This is a genomic window from Pseudomonas sp. GV047 (assembly GCF_003058245.1).
GTDB classification, from domain to species: domain Bacteria; phylum Pseudomonadota; class Gammaproteobacteria; order Pseudomonadales; family Pseudomonadaceae; genus Aquipseudomonas; species Aquipseudomonas marginalis.
Window position 1 is genome coordinate 526844 of sequence record NZ_QCWA01000004.1, and the last position, 16404, is coordinate 543247.

Annotated in this window: 13 protein-coding genes; 11 read left to right on the top strand and 2 right to left on the bottom strand. The window is 61.2% G+C overall.

The window, feature by feature from the left end:
* Window positions 1-4 precede the first annotated feature (4 nt).
* The 6 genes from C8K58_RS13615 to C8K58_RS13640 all read left to right on the top strand — a co-directional run bounded on the left by C8K58_RS13615 (window position 5) and on the right by C8K58_RS13640 (window position 6506).
* Window positions 5-838: an alpha/beta hydrolase gene (locus tag C8K58_RS13615; protein ID WP_027604061.1), complete on the top strand. Its 834-nt coding sequence runs from the start codon at window positions 5-7 to the stop codon at window positions 836-838.
* A 39-nt stretch (window positions 839-877) separates the two neighbouring features.
* Window positions 878-1312, top strand: a complete 435-nt coding sequence (locus C8K58_RS13620; RefSeq protein WP_027604062.1) for a thioesterase family protein — start codon at window positions 878-880, stop codon at window positions 1310-1312.
* Between the two features lie 55 nt (window positions 1313-1367).
* Complete coding sequence (locus C8K58_RS13625; RefSeq protein ID WP_027604063.1) at window positions 1368-2327, top strand: tRNA-dihydrouridine synthase; 960 nt, start codon at window positions 1368-1370, stop codon at window positions 2325-2327.
* Between the two features lie 487 nt (window positions 2328-2814).
* A complete protein-coding gene (locus C8K58_RS13630) occupies window positions 2815-4125 on the top strand; it encodes a hypothetical protein (RefSeq protein WP_133822118.1) in 1311 nt (436 codons plus the stop codon).
* 97 nt (window positions 4126-4222) lie between these two features.
* A complete protein-coding gene (locus C8K58_RS13635; RefSeq protein ID WP_108573825.1) occupies window positions 4223-5179 on the top strand; it encodes a hypothetical protein in 957 nt (318 codons plus the stop codon).
* A gap of 70 nt (window positions 5180-5249) precedes the next feature.
* The gene (locus tag C8K58_RS13640) at window positions 5250-6506 is read left to right on the top strand and encodes a hypothetical protein (RefSeq protein WP_108573826.1); all 1257 of its coding nucleotides are present in this window, start codon (window positions 5250-5252) and stop codon (window positions 6504-6506) included.
* Between the two features lie 3 nt (window positions 6507-6509).
* On the opposite strand, the gene C8K58_RS13645 is transcribed toward C8K58_RS13640, so the two are convergent.
* Together C8K58_RS13645 and C8K58_RS13650 are read right to left on the bottom strand one after the other, a co-directional pair.
* Window positions 6510-9788 carry an EAL domain-containing protein gene (locus C8K58_RS13645; protein ID WP_108573827.1) on the bottom strand — a complete coding sequence of 1093 codons (3279 nt, stop codon included), beginning with the start codon at window positions 9786-9788 and terminating at the stop codon, window positions 6510-6512.
* 66 nt (window positions 9789-9854) lie between these two features.
* Complete coding sequence (locus C8K58_RS13650) at window positions 9855-10745, bottom strand: LysR family transcriptional regulator (protein ID WP_027604067.1); 891 nt, start codon at window positions 10743-10745, stop codon at window positions 9855-9857.
* 140 nt (window positions 10746-10885) lie between these two features.
* Between C8K58_RS13650 and leuC the strand changes: the two genes are divergently transcribed.
* From leuC to asd, 5 genes are all read left to right on the top strand, one after another.
* Entirely contained in the window at window positions 10886-12304 is a 1419-nt protein-coding gene (gene leuC / locus C8K58_RS13655; protein ID WP_027604068.1) for a 3-isopropylmalate dehydratase large subunit, read from the top strand.
* A 10-nt stretch (window positions 12305-12314) separates the two neighbouring features.
* Window positions 12315-12959, top strand: coding sequence for a 3-isopropylmalate dehydratase small subunit (leuD, locus tag C8K58_RS13660; RefSeq protein WP_027604069.1), 645 nt, complete (start codon window positions 12315-12317; stop codon window positions 12957-12959).
* 129 nt (window positions 12960-13088) lie between these two features.
* Window positions 13089-13853, top strand: coding sequence for a class I SAM-dependent methyltransferase (locus C8K58_RS13665; protein WP_108573828.1), 765 nt, complete (start codon window positions 13089-13091; stop codon window positions 13851-13853).
* A gap of 52 nt (window positions 13854-13905) precedes the next feature.
* Window positions 13906-14988, top strand: a complete 1083-nt coding sequence (gene leuB, locus C8K58_RS13670; RefSeq protein WP_017530190.1) for a 3-isopropylmalate dehydrogenase — start codon at window positions 13906-13908, stop codon at window positions 14986-14988.
* A 64-nt stretch (window positions 14989-15052) separates the two neighbouring features.
* Window positions 15053-16165 (top strand): aspartate-semialdehyde dehydrogenase, encoded by a 1113-nt coding sequence (asd, locus tag C8K58_RS13675; RefSeq protein WP_027604071.1) that lies wholly within the window; start codon window positions 15053-15055, stop codon window positions 16163-16165.
* Window positions 16166-16404: the final 239 nt, after the last annotated feature.

Sequence of the window (16404 nt, forward strand, 5' to 3'; positions counted from 1 at the left end):
GAGGATGGGCGCGTTAACCTGGATTCGTCGCTTCAACGGCACCGTTGGACACCTGGCACCGCAAACCGTGGCCAACAAGATGCGGCGTGCCTTCATGACGCCACGCGACCTGCCGCCACGTGACTGGGAGCTGCCGCTGCTGGCGCAATCGGAGCGCATCACCTTGCGTTTCGGCCTGTCGGCCCTGCGCTGGGGCCAAGGCCCTGCGGTGTTGTTGATGCACGGCTGGGAAGGCCGGCCAACCCAGTTCGCCAGCTTGATCACCGCGTTGGTAGGCAACGGTTACTCGGTGATTGCCCTGGACGGTCCGGCCCATGGTCGTTCGCCGGGACGGGAAGCTCACGTGCTGCTGTTCGCCCGAGCCATGCTGGAGGCGGCTGCCGAACTGCCGCCGCTGCACGCCGTGATCGGCCATTCCATGGGCGGCGCCAGTGCGATGCTGGCAGTGCAGTTGGGGCTGCGTACCGAGGCGTTGGTGAGCATCGCCGCACCGTCGCGCTTCCTGGATGTGCTGCGCGGCTTTACCACCATGGTCGGTCTGCCGGCGCGGGCACGCTCGGCGTTTATCCAGGAGGTGGAGTTGACGTTCGGCATGCCGCTCAAGCACCTGGATGTGGCCCACTACCAGATGAATATCCCCGGCCTGATCGTGCACGCCGAAGACGATACCTTTGTTCCGGTCAAGGCGTCTCAAGCCATCCACGAAGCCTGGTTCGACAGCCGCCTGCTGCGCCTGGAGCAAGGCGGGCACCAGAAAGTGCTGGCCGATCCCCGGGTGATCGAGGGCGTGCTGGCGCTGTTGGCCGGCTGTCGTCTACAGGACCGGCAAACCGCCTGATACACTGCTCCCGCCGACATCAATCGACTGGAGCAAGGCATGGGCTGGGATTTGGCAACGCCGTTTATCATCGATCTGCAGGTCGCCCCTGAAGACATCGACGGCCTGGGGCACGCCAATAATGCGGTGTACGTGTCCTGGCTGGAGCGCTGCGCCTGGCGCCATTCCCAGCGCCTGGGGCTGGACCTCACCGAGTACCGCCGCCTGGACCGTGCCATGGCCGTGGTGCGCCATGAAATCGATTACCTCGCGGCAGGCTACGAAGGCGATGAGCTGCAGCTGGCCACCTGGATCGTCGATTGGGACCAGCGCCTGAAGATGACTCGTCGTTTCCAGCTGGTACGCCCGCGTGACGGTGCGACCTTGCTGCGGGCTCACACCACCTTTGTCTGCATCGAATTGTCCAGCGGCAGGCCCAAGCGCATGCCGGCCGAATTTCTCGACGGTTATGGTCCCGCCCTGACAGGGGGTTAACGGTTGCCGCGGGAAACCCAGTAAACTGCGCCACGATTTTTGTTGAGTGTTTTCCATGCAAATTGCTTTGGCGCCCATGGAGGGGTTGGTCGACAACATCCTGCGGGACGTGTTGACCCGCGTGGGCGGTATCGACTGGTGCGTGACCGAGTTCATTCGCGTCAACGACCGCCTGCTCACCCCGGCGTATTTCCACAAGCTCGCCCCGGAACTGCTGCATGGTGCCCACACCGCAGCCGGTGTGCCGTTGCGCGTGCAATTGCTCGGTTCCGACCCGGTATGCCTGGCGGAAAACGCCGCCCTGGCCTGCGAGCTGGGTTCCGAGGTGATCGACCTGAACTTCGGCTGCCCGGCCAAGACCGTCAATAAGTCCCGCGGCGGTGCGGTGCTGCTCAAGGAGCCGGAGCTGCTCAACCAGATCGTCGAACACGTGCGCCGTGCCGTGCCGGCCCATATCCCGGTGACCGCCAAGATGCGCCTGGGCTTCGACAGCCCGGATGGCGCGCTGGTGTGTGCCACGGCCCTGGCCGAAGGCGGTGCGGCGCATATCGTGGTGCATGCGCGTACCAAGACCGATGGCTACAAACCGCCCGCCCACTGGGAATGGATTCCGCGTGTGCAGGAGGTGGTCAAGGTGCCGGTGTTCGCCAACGGCGATATCTGGAGCGTCGAAGACTGGCGGCGCTGTCGGGAGATCAGTGGTGTTGAAGACATCATGCTCGGTCGCGGCCTGGTGGCGCGTCCGGACCTGGCCCTGCAAATCGCCGCCGCGCGTGCAGGCGAAGACGTCGTGGAAATGACCTGGGCGCAAATGCAACCCATGCTCCAGGACTTCTGGACCCAGTCGGTCGCACAGTTGACCGAGCGCCAGGCCCCTGGCCGGTTGAAGCAGTGGCTGGCAATGCTGACGCGCAACTACCCCGAAGCTGTCGCGCTGTTTACCGCCTTGCGCCGCGAGACCGAACTGGAGCAGGTCAGCCGGTTGTTGGGGATGGATACTCCGGTCGCCGCCTGACCTTTCACCGCGCTGTGTCGAACGCCTGATATGTTTCACAGAAGGCTCCTTGTCGAAAGACAAGGAGCCTTCTGCGTTTAAAAGTCTTTGGATAAGGACTGAATCATTCTGCACGTTCTGGTGACTGTTCCTGCGACGCTTTGATGATTGCGGGTGAATGTTCTGTGCGTGTGAATTATCACAGTTCAACTATTAGTGGTGTGTTCAGTTATGTCTCTTAATTGCATGTCCAGCACTTTATGAGTGGGTATGTCTGTTAGTACGGCGCCGGTGCGCGATGAATCAAGGTTTTCTTGGAATGACCATGGGGTAAAGTCTGAAAGTTAGCGTTGGTTTCCTTATGTGAGGCGCGATTTCTGGAACTCGATAGTCTCACGCTCCACGAAGTAGGGACTGTAAGGCAGCGCTGTTGTTTTCCAGTACATATAAATCCTGTCGCCACTCCTGGCGTGTAACCGCCGGGCGGCGCCCACTAAGGAGCGTATTCATGTCCATCTCGATTAATGGTTCACCCTCTGTAAAAGTGGAGAGCCCACGTCACCATTTGCTGCCATCGACACCTGTTAAAAACAATGAGCCGCTGAGTTCTTCCAAGGCGGATCCAATATGGATTTCGCCTGCGCTTCGGCCTGATATTGCCCGAGCGCCTCACGGTGAAATGATGATCAACGCCGGAGCATTTTCAAAATTGTTCGACATGCTTGAGCAAGTCTTCAAAACCATGCGTGAGATGGTGTCGGGGAGAAACATGACCCCCGCCCTGGCCACACATTCCGATAAAACACCCAAGCACACGCCGGATATGACGACCCTGCTGAAAGTGAAGGCAGATCCAGCTCAGTTGACGGCGGTCAAGTCGGATACGACGACCCTGCTGAAAGGGAAGGCAGACCCAGCTCAGTTGACGGCGGTCACGTCGGATACGACGACCCAGTTGAAAGCAAAGGCAGATCCAGGCAAGTTGCCGCAGGCCGCGCCGGCCATGATGACTCAGCTGAAAGCAAAGGCAGAGCCCGCTCAGTTGACGGCGGTCACGTCGGATGCGACGACCCAGCTGAAAGCAAAGGCGGAACCAGCCACGTTGCCGGGGACCACCCCGGACCTGGCGACCCAATTGAAAGTGAAGGTGGAACCAGGCACAACGCCCAGGGCTACATCGGATACGACGAACCAGCTGACAGTGAAAGTCGACAAAGGGACGCTTCAGTCGGTCCCTGTGCCCCATGTCAACGTGAGCAACGACTCGAATGCGCAGGTCAAGGTAGAGCTCAATATCGGCAATTGCCACTGTCCTGATACCCATGTGGAGCGCGACGGAGGAGGGGTCAATCCTCTTTCGGTGCCCACCCCCGGGGTGACTCCACAACCCGATGCCAAGGTGCCGCCCATCAGGCCTGAGGTACGGCTTAATGCTCACCCGTTGCACAGGCTCGACGTGACTCCACGGCACGACACCAAGTTGCCGGACACCAAGTTGTCGGACACCAAGTTGTCGGACACCAAGTTGTCGGACGCAAAGTTGTCGGACTCCAAGGCTCCTGACGCCAAGGTGACACCACCCTCCAAAGCCAAGTCTTCAGGCATCCATCCTGGCGCGCTGCACCGGCTTGAATCGACGCCCCTGCCCGGAACTACACCGCGACCTGACACAAAGACCGTGACCTCGACCGATAACAGGCAGAAGGATATTCCAGATCAGTCAAAGCCCGAAGCGGACGTCACCAGTCCTGGCCCTGCTGAAAATGAGACTGACTTCAAGGGGTGGGCCTTTATCAACCGTCGTCGGTTAGGAAACTGATTCCTGCCATTGCGTCGCAACTTCTTGGATAAATAAAACGGTGTTTCTCCGGGCGGCACAGCGCTTGGAGAAATACTCGGAAAGTGGAGTGAACACCATGTCGTATTGTTCGATTCATAATATTGCGCGCGTAGTGAATGTTCGTCAGGCGTATAACAGAAACTTGCCGGCGGCCGTCAACGAACCTGCACCTTCCTATCGGTTTAAATCTATCGAGTTTGGTACAGGCGCTGCATCTGCTACCGCAGGCGGGCCAAGCGGTCAGGCGGCGATAGGCGCCGATCCAGATCCGGCTGCCAGCGTTATTGCGTTGTTCACTTCGTTTTTTACGCAGTTATTTAATCTTCTAACGAGTAAAACGGATAAGTTGGTTCCCGATAGTACGCCGCGCCCTCAGGTAAATCCGACCGTCGAGCCCGTCGTGCCGCCGGAGCCGCAACCCAAACAGTATGTGCCTATACCGAACCTGTCGGATAAACGTAATGGCGCAAAACCTGACAATATCTGGAGTGGGTTTCGTCAAGGCCCGGATGGTAACTGTGTCACGGTATCGGCCATCAAGGCAGCCATGTACAAGTTCGGCCAAAGTCCAACGGATATCTATAAAGAGGTGATCAAGACAAGTGATGGTTACCGGGTGACGATGCGCGATGATTTTGTACTTAACTTGACGGATCAAGAGTTAAAAATTGGCGCCGCGGCTTCGCGTTTTATCGGCCGCGATAAAGGCATGCTCAAGGACGCGCAATTCCTGTTCGCCGTCAGTGCCAAGCGTGCGCAGATGGAAAACAACGACGGCTGGGCGAGCCGCAGTTATCCCGCCGGCGTGAGAAGCTTGAACAATGGGGAGGATGAGTTTGGGCCAGGCGAGGGTTTCCTGCGTCTGGGCCTCAGGAAGCACATGAAGAGGGTGAGTGTGCGAGATCTCGCCAGGGGGCAGCTGGGCATGTGCAATCGAGCCTTCCATTCCGTGGCGGTGATCAATGGCCGCGAAGAGATGTATGGGCGCCAGGGTTCCGCGCCGACTCGTGGGGACGCCATCGCATTGGTGTGATGTGCGCGTGCAAGAGGTGCGGCCAGTGCCCTGGCTGTACGTTTTCGTCCAGCCTTGAGTGAGCAGTCCGATGAACACTTTGATTGAGGGGCATCGCACGGTCATTGCAAAACGGCTGCCTGAGCATGGTTCAAGTATGGTCCGCTCCGGGGCCGGGATGAGCCTTGATGGGCCTGTGAATGCATTCGCAGCCGCCGAGCGTCGATTCGGCGAAAATATGGACTGCAGTACTCACGTGGCGGTTATCAAACTGATGATGATGACCCTCGGCCCGCGTCCCTCCGATGTCTTCCACCAGGTAACCCAGGCAGGTGAAGGTTATGCCGTCACCATGAAGGATCAATACAGGGTGCATGTGTCCCAGGCAGAGCTTGAACAGGTCACCCGGGCGTCAAGGTTCACAGGGCAGGACCCTGATGCGCTGAAGCACGCCAACTTCATGTTGGCGGCCTTTGTAAAGCGCAAGCAGCAACTGGGCGGCTACGCGACGTTCGACGCCGCCCTGGCGAAGACCCTTGAGGGCGAGACAAGCAAGCGTTGCCTGGAGGGAATGGGCGTGTATGGGTTGTCGCGATGGGTTGCCGCCCGCGACATGGTCGGCAGGGATTTGGCCTGGGTCCGCCAGACCCATGACTTCGGAGCGGCGCTCGTGGTGGGCGGCGCCAATCACACGCACGGCGAAGGTTACGGTTATGTGCTGTTTGATGATCGTGAGACGCCACCGCAGCGTGACAGGGGCCTGGCTCAGGTATCGGAAAGTATCCGGCACGCCGATATCTGGAGCGGTTTTTATCAAGGTGTGGAGGGCAATTGCGTGACGGTGTCGGCGATCAAGGCGGCTATCACCCGTTTCCCCGAAGGCATCTACACGGCCATCTACAGAACGCCAGCCGGATGCGAAGTGACCATGCGCGATGGCTTCCGGTTGCGCTTGAGCCATGAGGAACTGAGGCAGGCTACCACCGCGTCGAACTTCTATGGCAGCAACCCGGTATTGCTGGATTACGCCAACTTCCTCTATGCCTGCAGCGCCAAGCGGGCGCAGCTGGAGAACAACGATTTCCGTGCGGGGAGAAGCTTTACGGCGGCCCTGGAAACCCTCAACGATGGCGAATACCCCGGTGAGGCTCTCCAGCGCCTGGGCCTGTTCGGTTACATCCGTAACAGCACTGTCGAGGAGTTGGTCAACGGTGCAATCGGTACGATTGCAGACGGTTGGCATTCCGTGGTGGTCGTCAAAGGGATGCTGGACCTGTATGGGCAAAAGTACGCCTTGAACGAGTCGCCCTGGCGGCGCAAAACGCTTACTGCGTTGAAGCTGGTGTAAGGGCTAGACCAACAACCGCCGAAATCCTTCGATCGGCAGTGGCCGACTGTGCAAATACCCCTGGAACAAATGGCAGCCCAGCTTTTGCAGGAACGCCAATTGCTCCGGGGTTTCCACGCCTTCGGCAATCACCGTCAGGTTCAGGCTGCGGGCCATGGCCACGATGGCTCGGATGATTTCGGCGTCGTTGGGGTCATGGGTCGCGTCGCGTACGAAGGACTGGTCGATCTTCAGCGCATCCACCGGCAGGCGCTTGAGGTACGTCAGCGATGAGTAGCCGGTACCGAAGTCATCCATGGCAAAACTGACACCGAGCTTCTTCAGGCGGCGCATCTTCGCCACGGTGTCGTCCAGGTTCTGAATCACGATGCCTTCGGTGATTTCCAGTTTCAGCAGGTTGCAGGGCAGTTGATGCCGCTTGAGGCTGCGCTCCACCCGTTCGACAAAGTCGTTCTGGCGAAACTGCCGGGGGCTGATGTTCACGCACAGGCTGAAATTCAGCGGGTCCACCAAGCCTTCGACAATCAGCTGTGCAAAGGCGGCGCAGGCCTCGTCGAGGATCCAGGTACCCACTTCGAGGATCAGGCCGCTGTCCTCCAGGATCTTGATGAATTCGGACGGCGACTGCGCGCCCAGCTGCGGATGCTGCCAGCGCACCAGGGCCTCGGCGCCGACGATCCTGTTGCCGCGCGCATCCACCTGGGGTTGGTAATGCACGCTGAACTCGCCGCGTGACAGGGCCAGGCGCAGGTCGGTTTCCATGCGCAGGCGCTCGCTGGCGGCCTTTTGCATGCTGTTATGGAACATCTGCGTGGTGTTGCGCCCCGAATCCTTGGCCCGGTACAGGGCGATGTCGGCGCGCTTGAGCAGGTCCGCCGGGGTCGTGCCATGGTCGGGAATCAACGCCACGCCGATGCTTGGCGTGACCTGCAGGCGATGGCCATCGAGGAACATCGGCTCCGAAAGCAATTCGCGCAGGGTATCGGCCAGTTCCTGCACCTGGGTGCTGACTTGCGTGCGCGTGCCATCCAGGCCGCTGAGCAGTACCACGAACTCATCGCCGCCCAGGCGCGCCACCGTGTCCTCCATGCGCACGCTGGCTTCCAGGCGCGCGGTGACGATTTTCAGCACGGTGTCGCCCACCGGGTGGCCGAGGGAATCGTTGATGTGCTTGAAATGGTCGAGGTCGAGAAACAGCAGGGCGCCGCGCAGGTTATGGCGCTTGAGCAAGGCGATCTGTTGGCTCAGGCGATCCATCAGCAGCGCACGGTTGGGCAGGTTGGTCAGCGGGTCGTGATAGGCCAGGTGACGGATCTGCGCCTGGGCGTTTTTGAGCAGGCTCACGTCCCGCGCGGTCAGCAGCAGGCACGGGGTTTCATTGAGGGTGATCGGCTCGACCGAGACTTCTACCGCCAACACGTCGCCGCGTTTATTGTGCCAGAGCATTTCCAGGTGAGGGATGCGCCCCTTGATCTGCAATTCGGCCAACAAGGCGGAACGCTGGTTTTCATCGGCCCAGATGCCGATCTGGTACAGCGTCAGGCCGATGGCTTCTTCGGCGCGGTAGCCGGTGAGGCGGCAGAAGCCATCGTTGACCTCCACATAACGGCCGGTGTCGCGCTCGGTGATGGAGATGGCGTCGGGGCTGGAATGGAAGGCCTTGGCGAATTTCTCCTCGCTGGCCTTCAGCGCGGCCTCCGAGCGTTGTTGCTGGGTAATGTCGCGCAACGTGGTGACGATGCACGGCTGGTCGCCCACCTTGATCAGCCGGCTGGAAATCATGCAGGTCAGGGTTTGGCCGTTCTTGTGGTGCACCACGATGGCCACATTGCTCAACGCCTGGTCGCGAATCACCTGTTCGATACGCTGCAGGCGTTTGCTTGACTCGTCCCACAGGCCGATCTGCTCGGCGCTCTTGTCGATCACCTCGGCCGCCGTCCAGCCAAACGTCTGGGTGAAGGCGGGGTTGATCTCGATGAACGCGCCACTGTCCAGGCAGGTGACGCAGATGGGATCGGGGCTGGCCTGGAACAGGCTGGCGAACTTTTCTTCGGAGGCGGTCAGGCGTTGTTCGCGCTCCACCTGGTCGGTGATGTCCAGCAGGGTGCCGGCCATGCGCAGCGGCGCCCCTTGCTCGTCGCGGTAGAGGCGGGCGCGGCTTTCCAGGTAGCGCGAGCTGCCGTCGTCCAGTGGTACGCGGTAAGTCAGTTGGTAATTGCCGGCCGGGCCTTCGCGCAGGGTGCGATAAGCGTTGCGCATGTTCTCGCGCTCTTGCCTGGGCATGCCCTCGAAAAACGCTTCGAAGGATTCATGGAAGGGCTCGGGCGGCAGGCCGTGCAGTTGAGCGGCGCGGGCCGAGCCATAGAGCATGCCGGTGGGGATGTGCCAGTCCCACGTGCCCAGTTGCGCCGAGTCCAGGGCCAGGTCCAGGCGCTCCTGGCTGTCCTTGAGGGCATTTTCGGCGTTTTTGCGCTCGGTGGTGTCGAGAAAGGTGCTGATCAAGTAGGCCTCGCCCTCCAGCTCGACCTTTTGCGCGCTGAGGGTGCCATCGTGGATCTGGCCGTTGCTGGCGCAGAACTGCACTTCCATGGTGATGGGTTCACCCTTGCGCTGGGTGGCCTGGACCAGCTGCGCGCGTTGTTCGGGGTGGCGCCACAGGCCCAGGTCCAGGGTGGTGCGGCCGATGGCATCGGCCACCGGCCAGCCGAAGAGCATCTCGAAATACTGGTTGGCTTCGCTGATCAGGCCGTCGGACTGGCGGGTCAACAGCACCATGTTCGGGCACAGGTGAAACAGCGTGGCGAAGCGTTTTTCGGAATGGCTGAGGGCGTGCTCTCGCTCGCGCTGGCGAGTGGTCTCGCGGATCACGCCGATCATGCGGCGCCGACCGGCCTTGTCCGGTGCCAGGCTGCCGTTGATCTCCAACCAGTGATACGTGCCGTCCGGCCATTGGATGTGATGGTGCATGGCCTGCTCGAACGGCTCGCCGGCCAGCACCGCATGAAAGGCGCGCACCACCCGGGAGCGATCCGACGGCGCCAGCAGGTCGAGGTAATCCAGGTCCTTGGGCAGTGGTTGGCGCGGGTCGAAGCCGAACAGCGCCTGGGTGCCCCGTGACCAGCTGATACGGCCCGTGTCGATTTCCCAGCACCACGCGCCCAGCCGGGCCGCATTCAGGGCTGCCAGCAGTTGCGGGGCGCTGTCCCAGCTCTGCTCCGCCTGCTGGGGGTCCAGGGCGTAGATGCGGGGCAGGGGAGGTAGAGGGTCGACAGGGTTGCGCATTATCAAAGGGCCTTGGCTCGATGGGCAAACAGCGCGGTTTTATTCACAACCTGGGGCCGCACGGCGTCATACCGGTATCACTGGCAGATCCACCTGTGCATCCAACAGGCTCATGAACGCCCGCGCAGCGTTCGACAGTGTCCTTTCGGTGTGCACGATATAGCCTAGCTGGCGACTGAGTTGTATGCCCGGCAAAGCGATGCTCGCCACCTGATCATCGAGCATGGTGCGCGGCAAGACGCTCCAGGCCAGGCCGATGGAGACCATCATCTTGATGGTTTCCAGATAGTTGGTACTCATCGCGATGTTCGGCGTAAGGCCCTGGGCCTCGAACAGACGGCTGACAATATGGTGGGTAAAGGTATTACCGCCAGGGAAAACCGCCGGGTGGCCGGCAATATCGGCCAGGCTGACGTCGCGGTTGCCGGTGAGGCTGTGCTCCGGCGCCACCACGAAATCCAGCGGGTCGTCCCACACCGGGGTGGCGCTTACCAGGTGATGGGGGGCGGGCGCCAGGGTGATCACCGCCACTTCGGCGCGGCCGTGGAGGATTTCTTCGTAGGCCACTTCCGAATCGAGAAACTGAATATCCAGGGCCACGTTCGGGTATTCCCGGGTGAAGGTGCGCAGGATCGGTGGCAAACGATGCAGCCCGATATGGTGGCTGGTGGCCAAAGTGAGGCGGCCGCTGACTTCTCCCGTGAGGTTGGTGAGGGCGCGGCGGGTGTCGTCCAGCACGTTGAGAATCTGATAAGCGCGCGGCAGCAAGGCCCGGCCGGCTTCGGTCAAGCCGACTTCACGGCCCAGGCGATCGAACAGTCGCACCTTCAATTGCTGTTCCAGGCCGGCGATGCGCTTGCTGATGGCCGGCTGGGTCAGGTGCAGGCGTTCACCTGCGCCGGAGAAGCTGCCGGTCTCGGCGATGGCAATAAAGGCATTGAGGTTGGCCAGGTCCATGGTTGTATTCCAGTTGGTAATCCAAAGCATAAAAAATATGAATTTGAGTTATTTAATGTAGCGCCATACCATCAGCCTCACAAGCCAAAGGGTTATTGAAAAGCCCGGCGCATAGAAACACCGCTGATGAGGACCGACTGATGGCCGGCAAAACGCTTTACGACAAGCTTTGGGATTCCCATGAAGTGAAACGGCGCGACGATGGCTCGTCGCTGATCTATATCGACCGTCACATCATCCATGAAGTGACCTCGCCCCAAGCGTTCGAAGGCCTGCGGCTGGCCGGGCGCAAGCCCTGGCGCGTCGACTCGATCATCGCCACCCCGGACCACAACGTACCGACCACCCCGGAGCGCAAGGGCGGGATCGACGCCATTGTCGACACCGTGTCGCGCTTGCAGGTGCAGACCCTCGACGACTACTGCGACGAATATGGCATCACCGAATTCAAGATGAATGACGTGCGTCAAGGGATCGTCCACGTGATCGGCCCGGAGCAGGGCGCCACCTTGCCGGGCATGACCGTGGTCTGCGGCGACTCCCACACTTCCACCCACGGTGCGTTTGGCGCCCTGGCCCACGGCATCGGCACCTCGGAGGTGGAGCATGTGTTCGCCACCCAGTGCCTGGTCGCCAAGAAAATGAAGAACATGCTGGTGCGTGTCGAAGGCACCTTGCCGTTCGGCGTGACCGCCAAGGACATCGTGCTCGCCGTGATCGGCAAGATCGGCACCGCCGGCGGTAACGGCCATGCCATCGAGTTCGCCGGCAGCGCCATTCGCGACCTGTCCATCGAAGGCCGCATGACCATCTGCAACATGTCCATCGAAGCCGGTGCCCGCGTGGGCATGGTGGCGGCGGACGAGAAAACCGTTGAATACGTGAAGGGGCGCCCATTTGCACCGCAAGGCGCCGATTGGGACGCCGCGGTCGAAGCCTGGAAAGACCTGGTGTCCGACGCCGATGCGGTGTTCGACACCGTGGTTGAACTCGACGCTGCCCAGATCAAGCCGCAGGTCAGCTGGGGCACTTCGCCGGAAATGGTCCTGGCCGTCGACCAGAACGTGCCGGACCCGGCGCAGGAAGCCGACCTGGTCAAGCGCGGTTCCATCGAGCGCGCCTTGAAGTACATGGGCTTGAAGGCCAACCAGGCGATCACCGACATCCAGTTGGATCGCGTGTTTATCGGCTCCTGCACCAACTCGCGGATCGAAGACCTGCGCGCGGCGGCGGTGATCGCCAAGGGCCGCAAAGTCGCCTCGACCATCAAGCAGGCCATCGTGGTGCCAGGCTCGGGCCTGGTAAAAGCCCAGGCTGAGGCCGAAGGCCTGGACAAGATCTTCCTCGAAGCCGGTTTCGAGTGGCGTGAGCCGGGCTGCTCAATGTGCCTGGCGATGAACCCGGATCGCCTGGAGTCGGGCGAGCATTGCGCGTCCACCTCCAACCGTAACTTCGAAGGGCGTCAGGGCGCGGGTGGCCGTACCCACCTGGTCAGCCCGGCCATGGCCGCCGCCGCTGCCGTCAACGGTCGTTTCATCGACGTTCGCGAATTGATCTGAGGAAAACCCGATGAGAGCTTTTACCCAACACACCGGTTTGGTCGCGCCGTTGGACCGTGCCAACGTCGACACCGACCAGATCATCCCCAAGCAGTTCTTGAAATCGATCAAACGCACCGGTTTCGGCCCCAACCTGTTCGACGAATGGCGCTACTTGGACGTGGGCTACGCCTACCAGGACAACTCCAAGCGCCCGCTGAACAAAGACTTCGTGCTCAACGCCGAGCGCTACCAGGGCGCCAGCGTGTTGCTGGCCCGGGAAAACTTCGGTTGCGGTTCCAGCCGCGAGCACGCGCCGTGGGCCCTGGAAGAATATGGCTTTCGCAGCATCATCGCGCCGAGTTATGCCGACATCTTCTTCAACAACAGCTTCAAGAACGGCCTGTTGCCGATCATCCTGACCGACGAAGAAGTCGACGAGCTGTTCAAGCAAGTGGAAGCCGATGTGGGCTACCAGTTGACCATCGACCTGGCTGCGCAAACCGTGACCCGTCCGGACGGCAAGGTGTACCACTTTGAGGTGGACGCCTTCCGCAAGCACTGCCTGATCAACGGCCTGGACGATATCGGCCTGACCTTGCAGGACGGCGATGCGATTGCCGCGTTCGAAGCCAGGCACCGGGCGAGCCAGCCCTGGTTGTTTCGTGACGCATAAATTGATGTAGGCAGGACCGGCTTCATCGGGGGCAAGCCCCCTCCACAGGGGGAACGCATTCCAAATGTGGGAGGGGGCTTGCCCCCGATAGGGCCGATACCAGCAACACAACCCTTGAAGGATGCCACCATGACCAGCACCGCCCACACCCAAGTCGTGCAAAAACAATTCGGCGAACAGGCATCTGCCTACCTGAGCAGTGCCGTGCACGCCCAAGGCACCGAATTCGCGCTGCTCCAGGCTGAACTGGCCGGGCAGGGCCATGCACGGTTGCTGGACCTGGGCTGCGGTGCCGGTCATGTGAGTTTCCATATGGCGCCATTGGTCAAGGAAGTGGTGGCCTACGACCTGTCCCAGCAGATGCTCGATGTGGTGGCCGCCGCTGCGCAAGATCGCGGTCTCACCAATATCGGCACCGTAAACGGCGCCGCCGAGCGCCTGCCGTTCGCCGATGGCGAATTCGACTTCGTGTTCAGCCGTTATTCGGCGCACCATTGGAGCGACCTCGGCGTGGCGCTGCGCGAAGTGCGCCGCGTGCTCAAGCCGGGCGGCGTGGCGGCGTTTGTCGATGTCTTGTCACCGGGCAGCCCGTTGCTGGACACTTACCTGCAAACCGTCGAAGTGCTGCGCGACACCAGCCACGTGCGTGACTACTCCGCCGCCGAATGGATGCGCCAGCTCAGCGAAGCCGGCTTGCACGTACGCAACAGCAGCCGCCAGCGCCTGCGCCTGGAATACATCTCGTGGGTCGAACGCATGCGCACACCGCAAGTGTTGCGCGCCGCGATCCTGCAGCTGCAGCAGGCGATGGGCCAGGAAGTGCGCGATTACTACGAGATTCAGGCCGACGGCACTTTCAGCACCGACGTGCTGGTGGTCTGGGCCGAACGCTGATTAATTTTCCCGACCTGCCCACGGGCAGGTCGCTCGATGAAATGAGGAACCCATGAGCAAGCAGATTCTGATTCTCCCTGGCGACGGTATTGGTCCGGAAATCATGGCCGAAGCGGTCAAGGTCCTGGAGCTTGCCAACAGCAAGTACAGCCTGGGCTTCGAATTGAGCCACGACGTGATCGGCGGCGCTGCCATCGACAAGCACGGCGTGCCCCTGGCCGACGAAACCCTGGACCGCGCCCGCGCCGCCGATGCGGTGCTGCTTGGCGCCGTGGGTGGCCCGAAGTGGGACAAGATCGAGCGTGATATCCGCCCTGAGCGCGGCCTGCTGAAAATCCGCGCGCAACTGGGCCTGTTCGGCAACCTGCGCCCGGCGATCCTCTACCCGCAACTGGCCGACGCATCGAGCCTGAAGCCGGAAGTGGTAGCGGGCCTGGATATCCTGATCGTGCGTGAACTGACCGGCGGTATCTACTTTGGCTCGCCACGGGGCGTGCGCGAGTTGGAGAATGGTGAGCGCCAGGCCTACGACACCCTGCCGTACAGCGAGAGCGAAATCCGCCGTATCGCCCGCGTCGGTTTCGACATGGCCCGTGTGCGTGGCAAGAAGGTCTGCTCGGTGGACAAGGCCAACGTCCTGGCCTCCAGCCAACTGTGGCGCGAAATTGTCGAAGAAGTGGCCAAGGACTACCCGGACGTCGAGCTGAGCCACATGTACGTCGACAACGCCGCCATGCAACTGGTCCGTGCGCCGAAGCAGTTCGACGTGATCGTCACCGACAACCTGTTCGGCGACATCCTGTCCGACCAGGCGTCGATGCTCACCGGTTCCATCGGCATGCTGCCGTCGGCGTCCCTGGACACCAATAACAAGGGCATGTACGAGCCTTGCCACGGCTCGGCGCCGGACATTGCGGGCCAGGGCATTGCCAACCCGCTGGCGACCATCCTGTCGGTCTCGATGATGCTGCGTTACAGCTTCAACCTGAGCGACGCCGCGGATGCGATCGAGAAGGCCGTGAGCCTGGTGCTGGACCAGGGCCTGCGCACCGGCGACATCTGGTCGCAGGGTTGCACCAAGGTGGGTACGCAGGAAATGGGCGACGCAGTAGTCGCCGCGCTGCGGAATCTGTAATCTCTCGGGCCCGCTTGCAGTTGTTGCTGCAAGGCGGCCCACTTTTTAACAAGGTGTAGTTGCGATGAAACGTGTAGGTCTGATCGGTTGGCGCGGTATGGTCGGTTCCGTGCTCATGCAGCGGATGCTGGAAGAGCAGGATTTCGATCTTATTGAGCCGGTGTTTTTCACCACTTCGAACGTAGGTGGCCAAGGGCCGTCCGTGGGCAAGGATATTGCCCCGCTCAAGGACGCCTACAGCATTGAAGAGCTGAAAACCCTCGACGTGATCCTCACCTGCCAGGGTGGCGACTACACCAGCGAAGTCTTCCCCAAGCTGCGTGAAGCCGGCTGGCAGGGTTACTGGATCGACGCCGCCTCGAGCCTGCGCATGCAGGACGACGCCGTGATCATCCTCGACCCGGTCAACCGCAAGGTCATCGACCAGCAGCTGGATGCCGGCACCAAGAATTATGTGGGCGGCAACTGCACCGTCAGCCTGATGCTGATGGGCCTGGGCGGCCTGTTCGAAGCCGGCCTGGTCGAGTGGATGAGCGCCATGACTTATCAGGCAGCTTCCGGTGCCGGCGCGCAGAACATGCGTGAGCTGATCAAGCAGATGGGCGCGACCCACGCCGCTGTCGCCGATCAACTGGCCGACCCGGCCAGCGCGATCCTCGACATCGACCGCCGTGTGGCCGAAGCCATGCGCAGCGATGCCTACCCGACCGAGAACTTCGGTGTGCCATTGGCCGGCAGCCTGATCCCGTGGATCGACAAAGAGCTGCCGAACGGCCAGAGCCGCGAAGAGTGGAAGGCCCAGGCCGAGACCAACAAGATCCTCGGCCGGTTCAAGAGCCCGATCCCGGTGGATGGCATCTGCGTGCGCATCGGCGCCATGCGCTGCCACAGCCAGGCGCTGACCATCAAGCTGAACAAAGACGTGCCGATCGCTGATATCGAAGGGCTGATCAGTCAGCACAACCCCTGGGTCAAGCTGGTGCCGAACAACCGCGACATCAGCATGCAGGAGCTGAGCCCGACCAAGGTCACCGGCACCCTGAATGTACCGGTGGGCCGTCTGCGCAAGCTGAACATGGGCACCCAGTACCTGGGGGCGTTCACCGTCGGCGACCAACTGCTATGGGGCGCGGCGGAGCCGCTGCGTCGCATGCTGCGGATTTTGCTGGAGCGTTGATCGCTTGAAGCAATAATAGAAACCCGCGTTCTGGTGACAGGCGCGGGTTTTTTATTGTTCTTTCGGGCGCTATCGGGAGCAAGCCCCCTCCCACAGTGAACAGCATTTCAACGTTGGAACTCGGTTGAATGTGGGAGGGGGCTTGCCCCGGTACAAACCGGGGACATCGTTTACATTTCTAACCGGGGACATGGTTTACAGGCTAATACGCATGATCAGGAGGTAACTGATCATGCCCT

Excerpts from the sequence above, each read along its gene's own strand:
- C8K58_RS13615 (WP_027604061.1), top strand. The coding sequence starts at position 5 with ATGGGCGCGTTAACCTGGATTCGTCGCTTCAACGGCACCGTTGGACAC.
- C8K58_RS13620 (WP_027604062.1), top strand. The coding sequence starts at position 878 with ATGGGCTGGGATTTGGCAACGCCGTTTATCATCGATCTGCAGGTCGCC.
- C8K58_RS13625 (WP_027604063.1), top strand. The coding sequence starts at position 1,368 with ATGCAAATTGCTTTGGCGCCCATGGAGGGGTTGGTCGACAACATCCTG.
- C8K58_RS13630 (WP_133822118.1), top strand. The coding sequence starts at position 2,815 with ATGTCCATCTCGATTAATGGTTCACCCTCTGTAAAAGTGGAGAGCCCA.
- C8K58_RS13635 (WP_108573825.1), top strand. The coding sequence starts at position 4,223 with ATGTCGTATTGTTCGATTCATAATATTGCGCGCGTAGTGAATGTTCGT.
- C8K58_RS13640 (WP_108573826.1), top strand. The coding sequence starts at position 5,250 with ATGAACACTTTGATTGAGGGGCATCGCACGGTCATTGCAAAACGGCTG.
- C8K58_RS13645 (WP_108573827.1), bottom strand. The coding sequence starts at position 9,788 with ATGCGCAACCCTGTCGACCCTCTACCTCCCCTGCCCCGCATCTACGCC.
- C8K58_RS13650 (WP_027604067.1), bottom strand. The coding sequence starts at position 10,745 with ATGGACCTGGCCAACCTCAATGCCTTTATTGCCATCGCCGAGACCGGC.
- leuC (WP_027604068.1), top strand. The coding sequence starts at position 10,886 with ATGGCCGGCAAAACGCTTTACGACAAGCTTTGGGATTCCCATGAAGTG.
- leuD (WP_027604069.1), top strand. The coding sequence starts at position 12,315 with ATGAGAGCTTTTACCCAACACACCGGTTTGGTCGCGCCGTTGGACCGT.
- C8K58_RS13665 (WP_108573828.1), top strand. The coding sequence starts at position 13,089 with ATGACCAGCACCGCCCACACCCAAGTCGTGCAAAAACAATTCGGCGAA.
- leuB (WP_017530190.1), top strand. The coding sequence starts at position 13,906 with ATGAGCAAGCAGATTCTGATTCTCCCTGGCGACGGTATTGGTCCGGAA.
- asd (WP_027604071.1), top strand. The coding sequence starts at position 15,053 with ATGAAACGTGTAGGTCTGATCGGTTGGCGCGGTATGGTCGGTTCCGTG.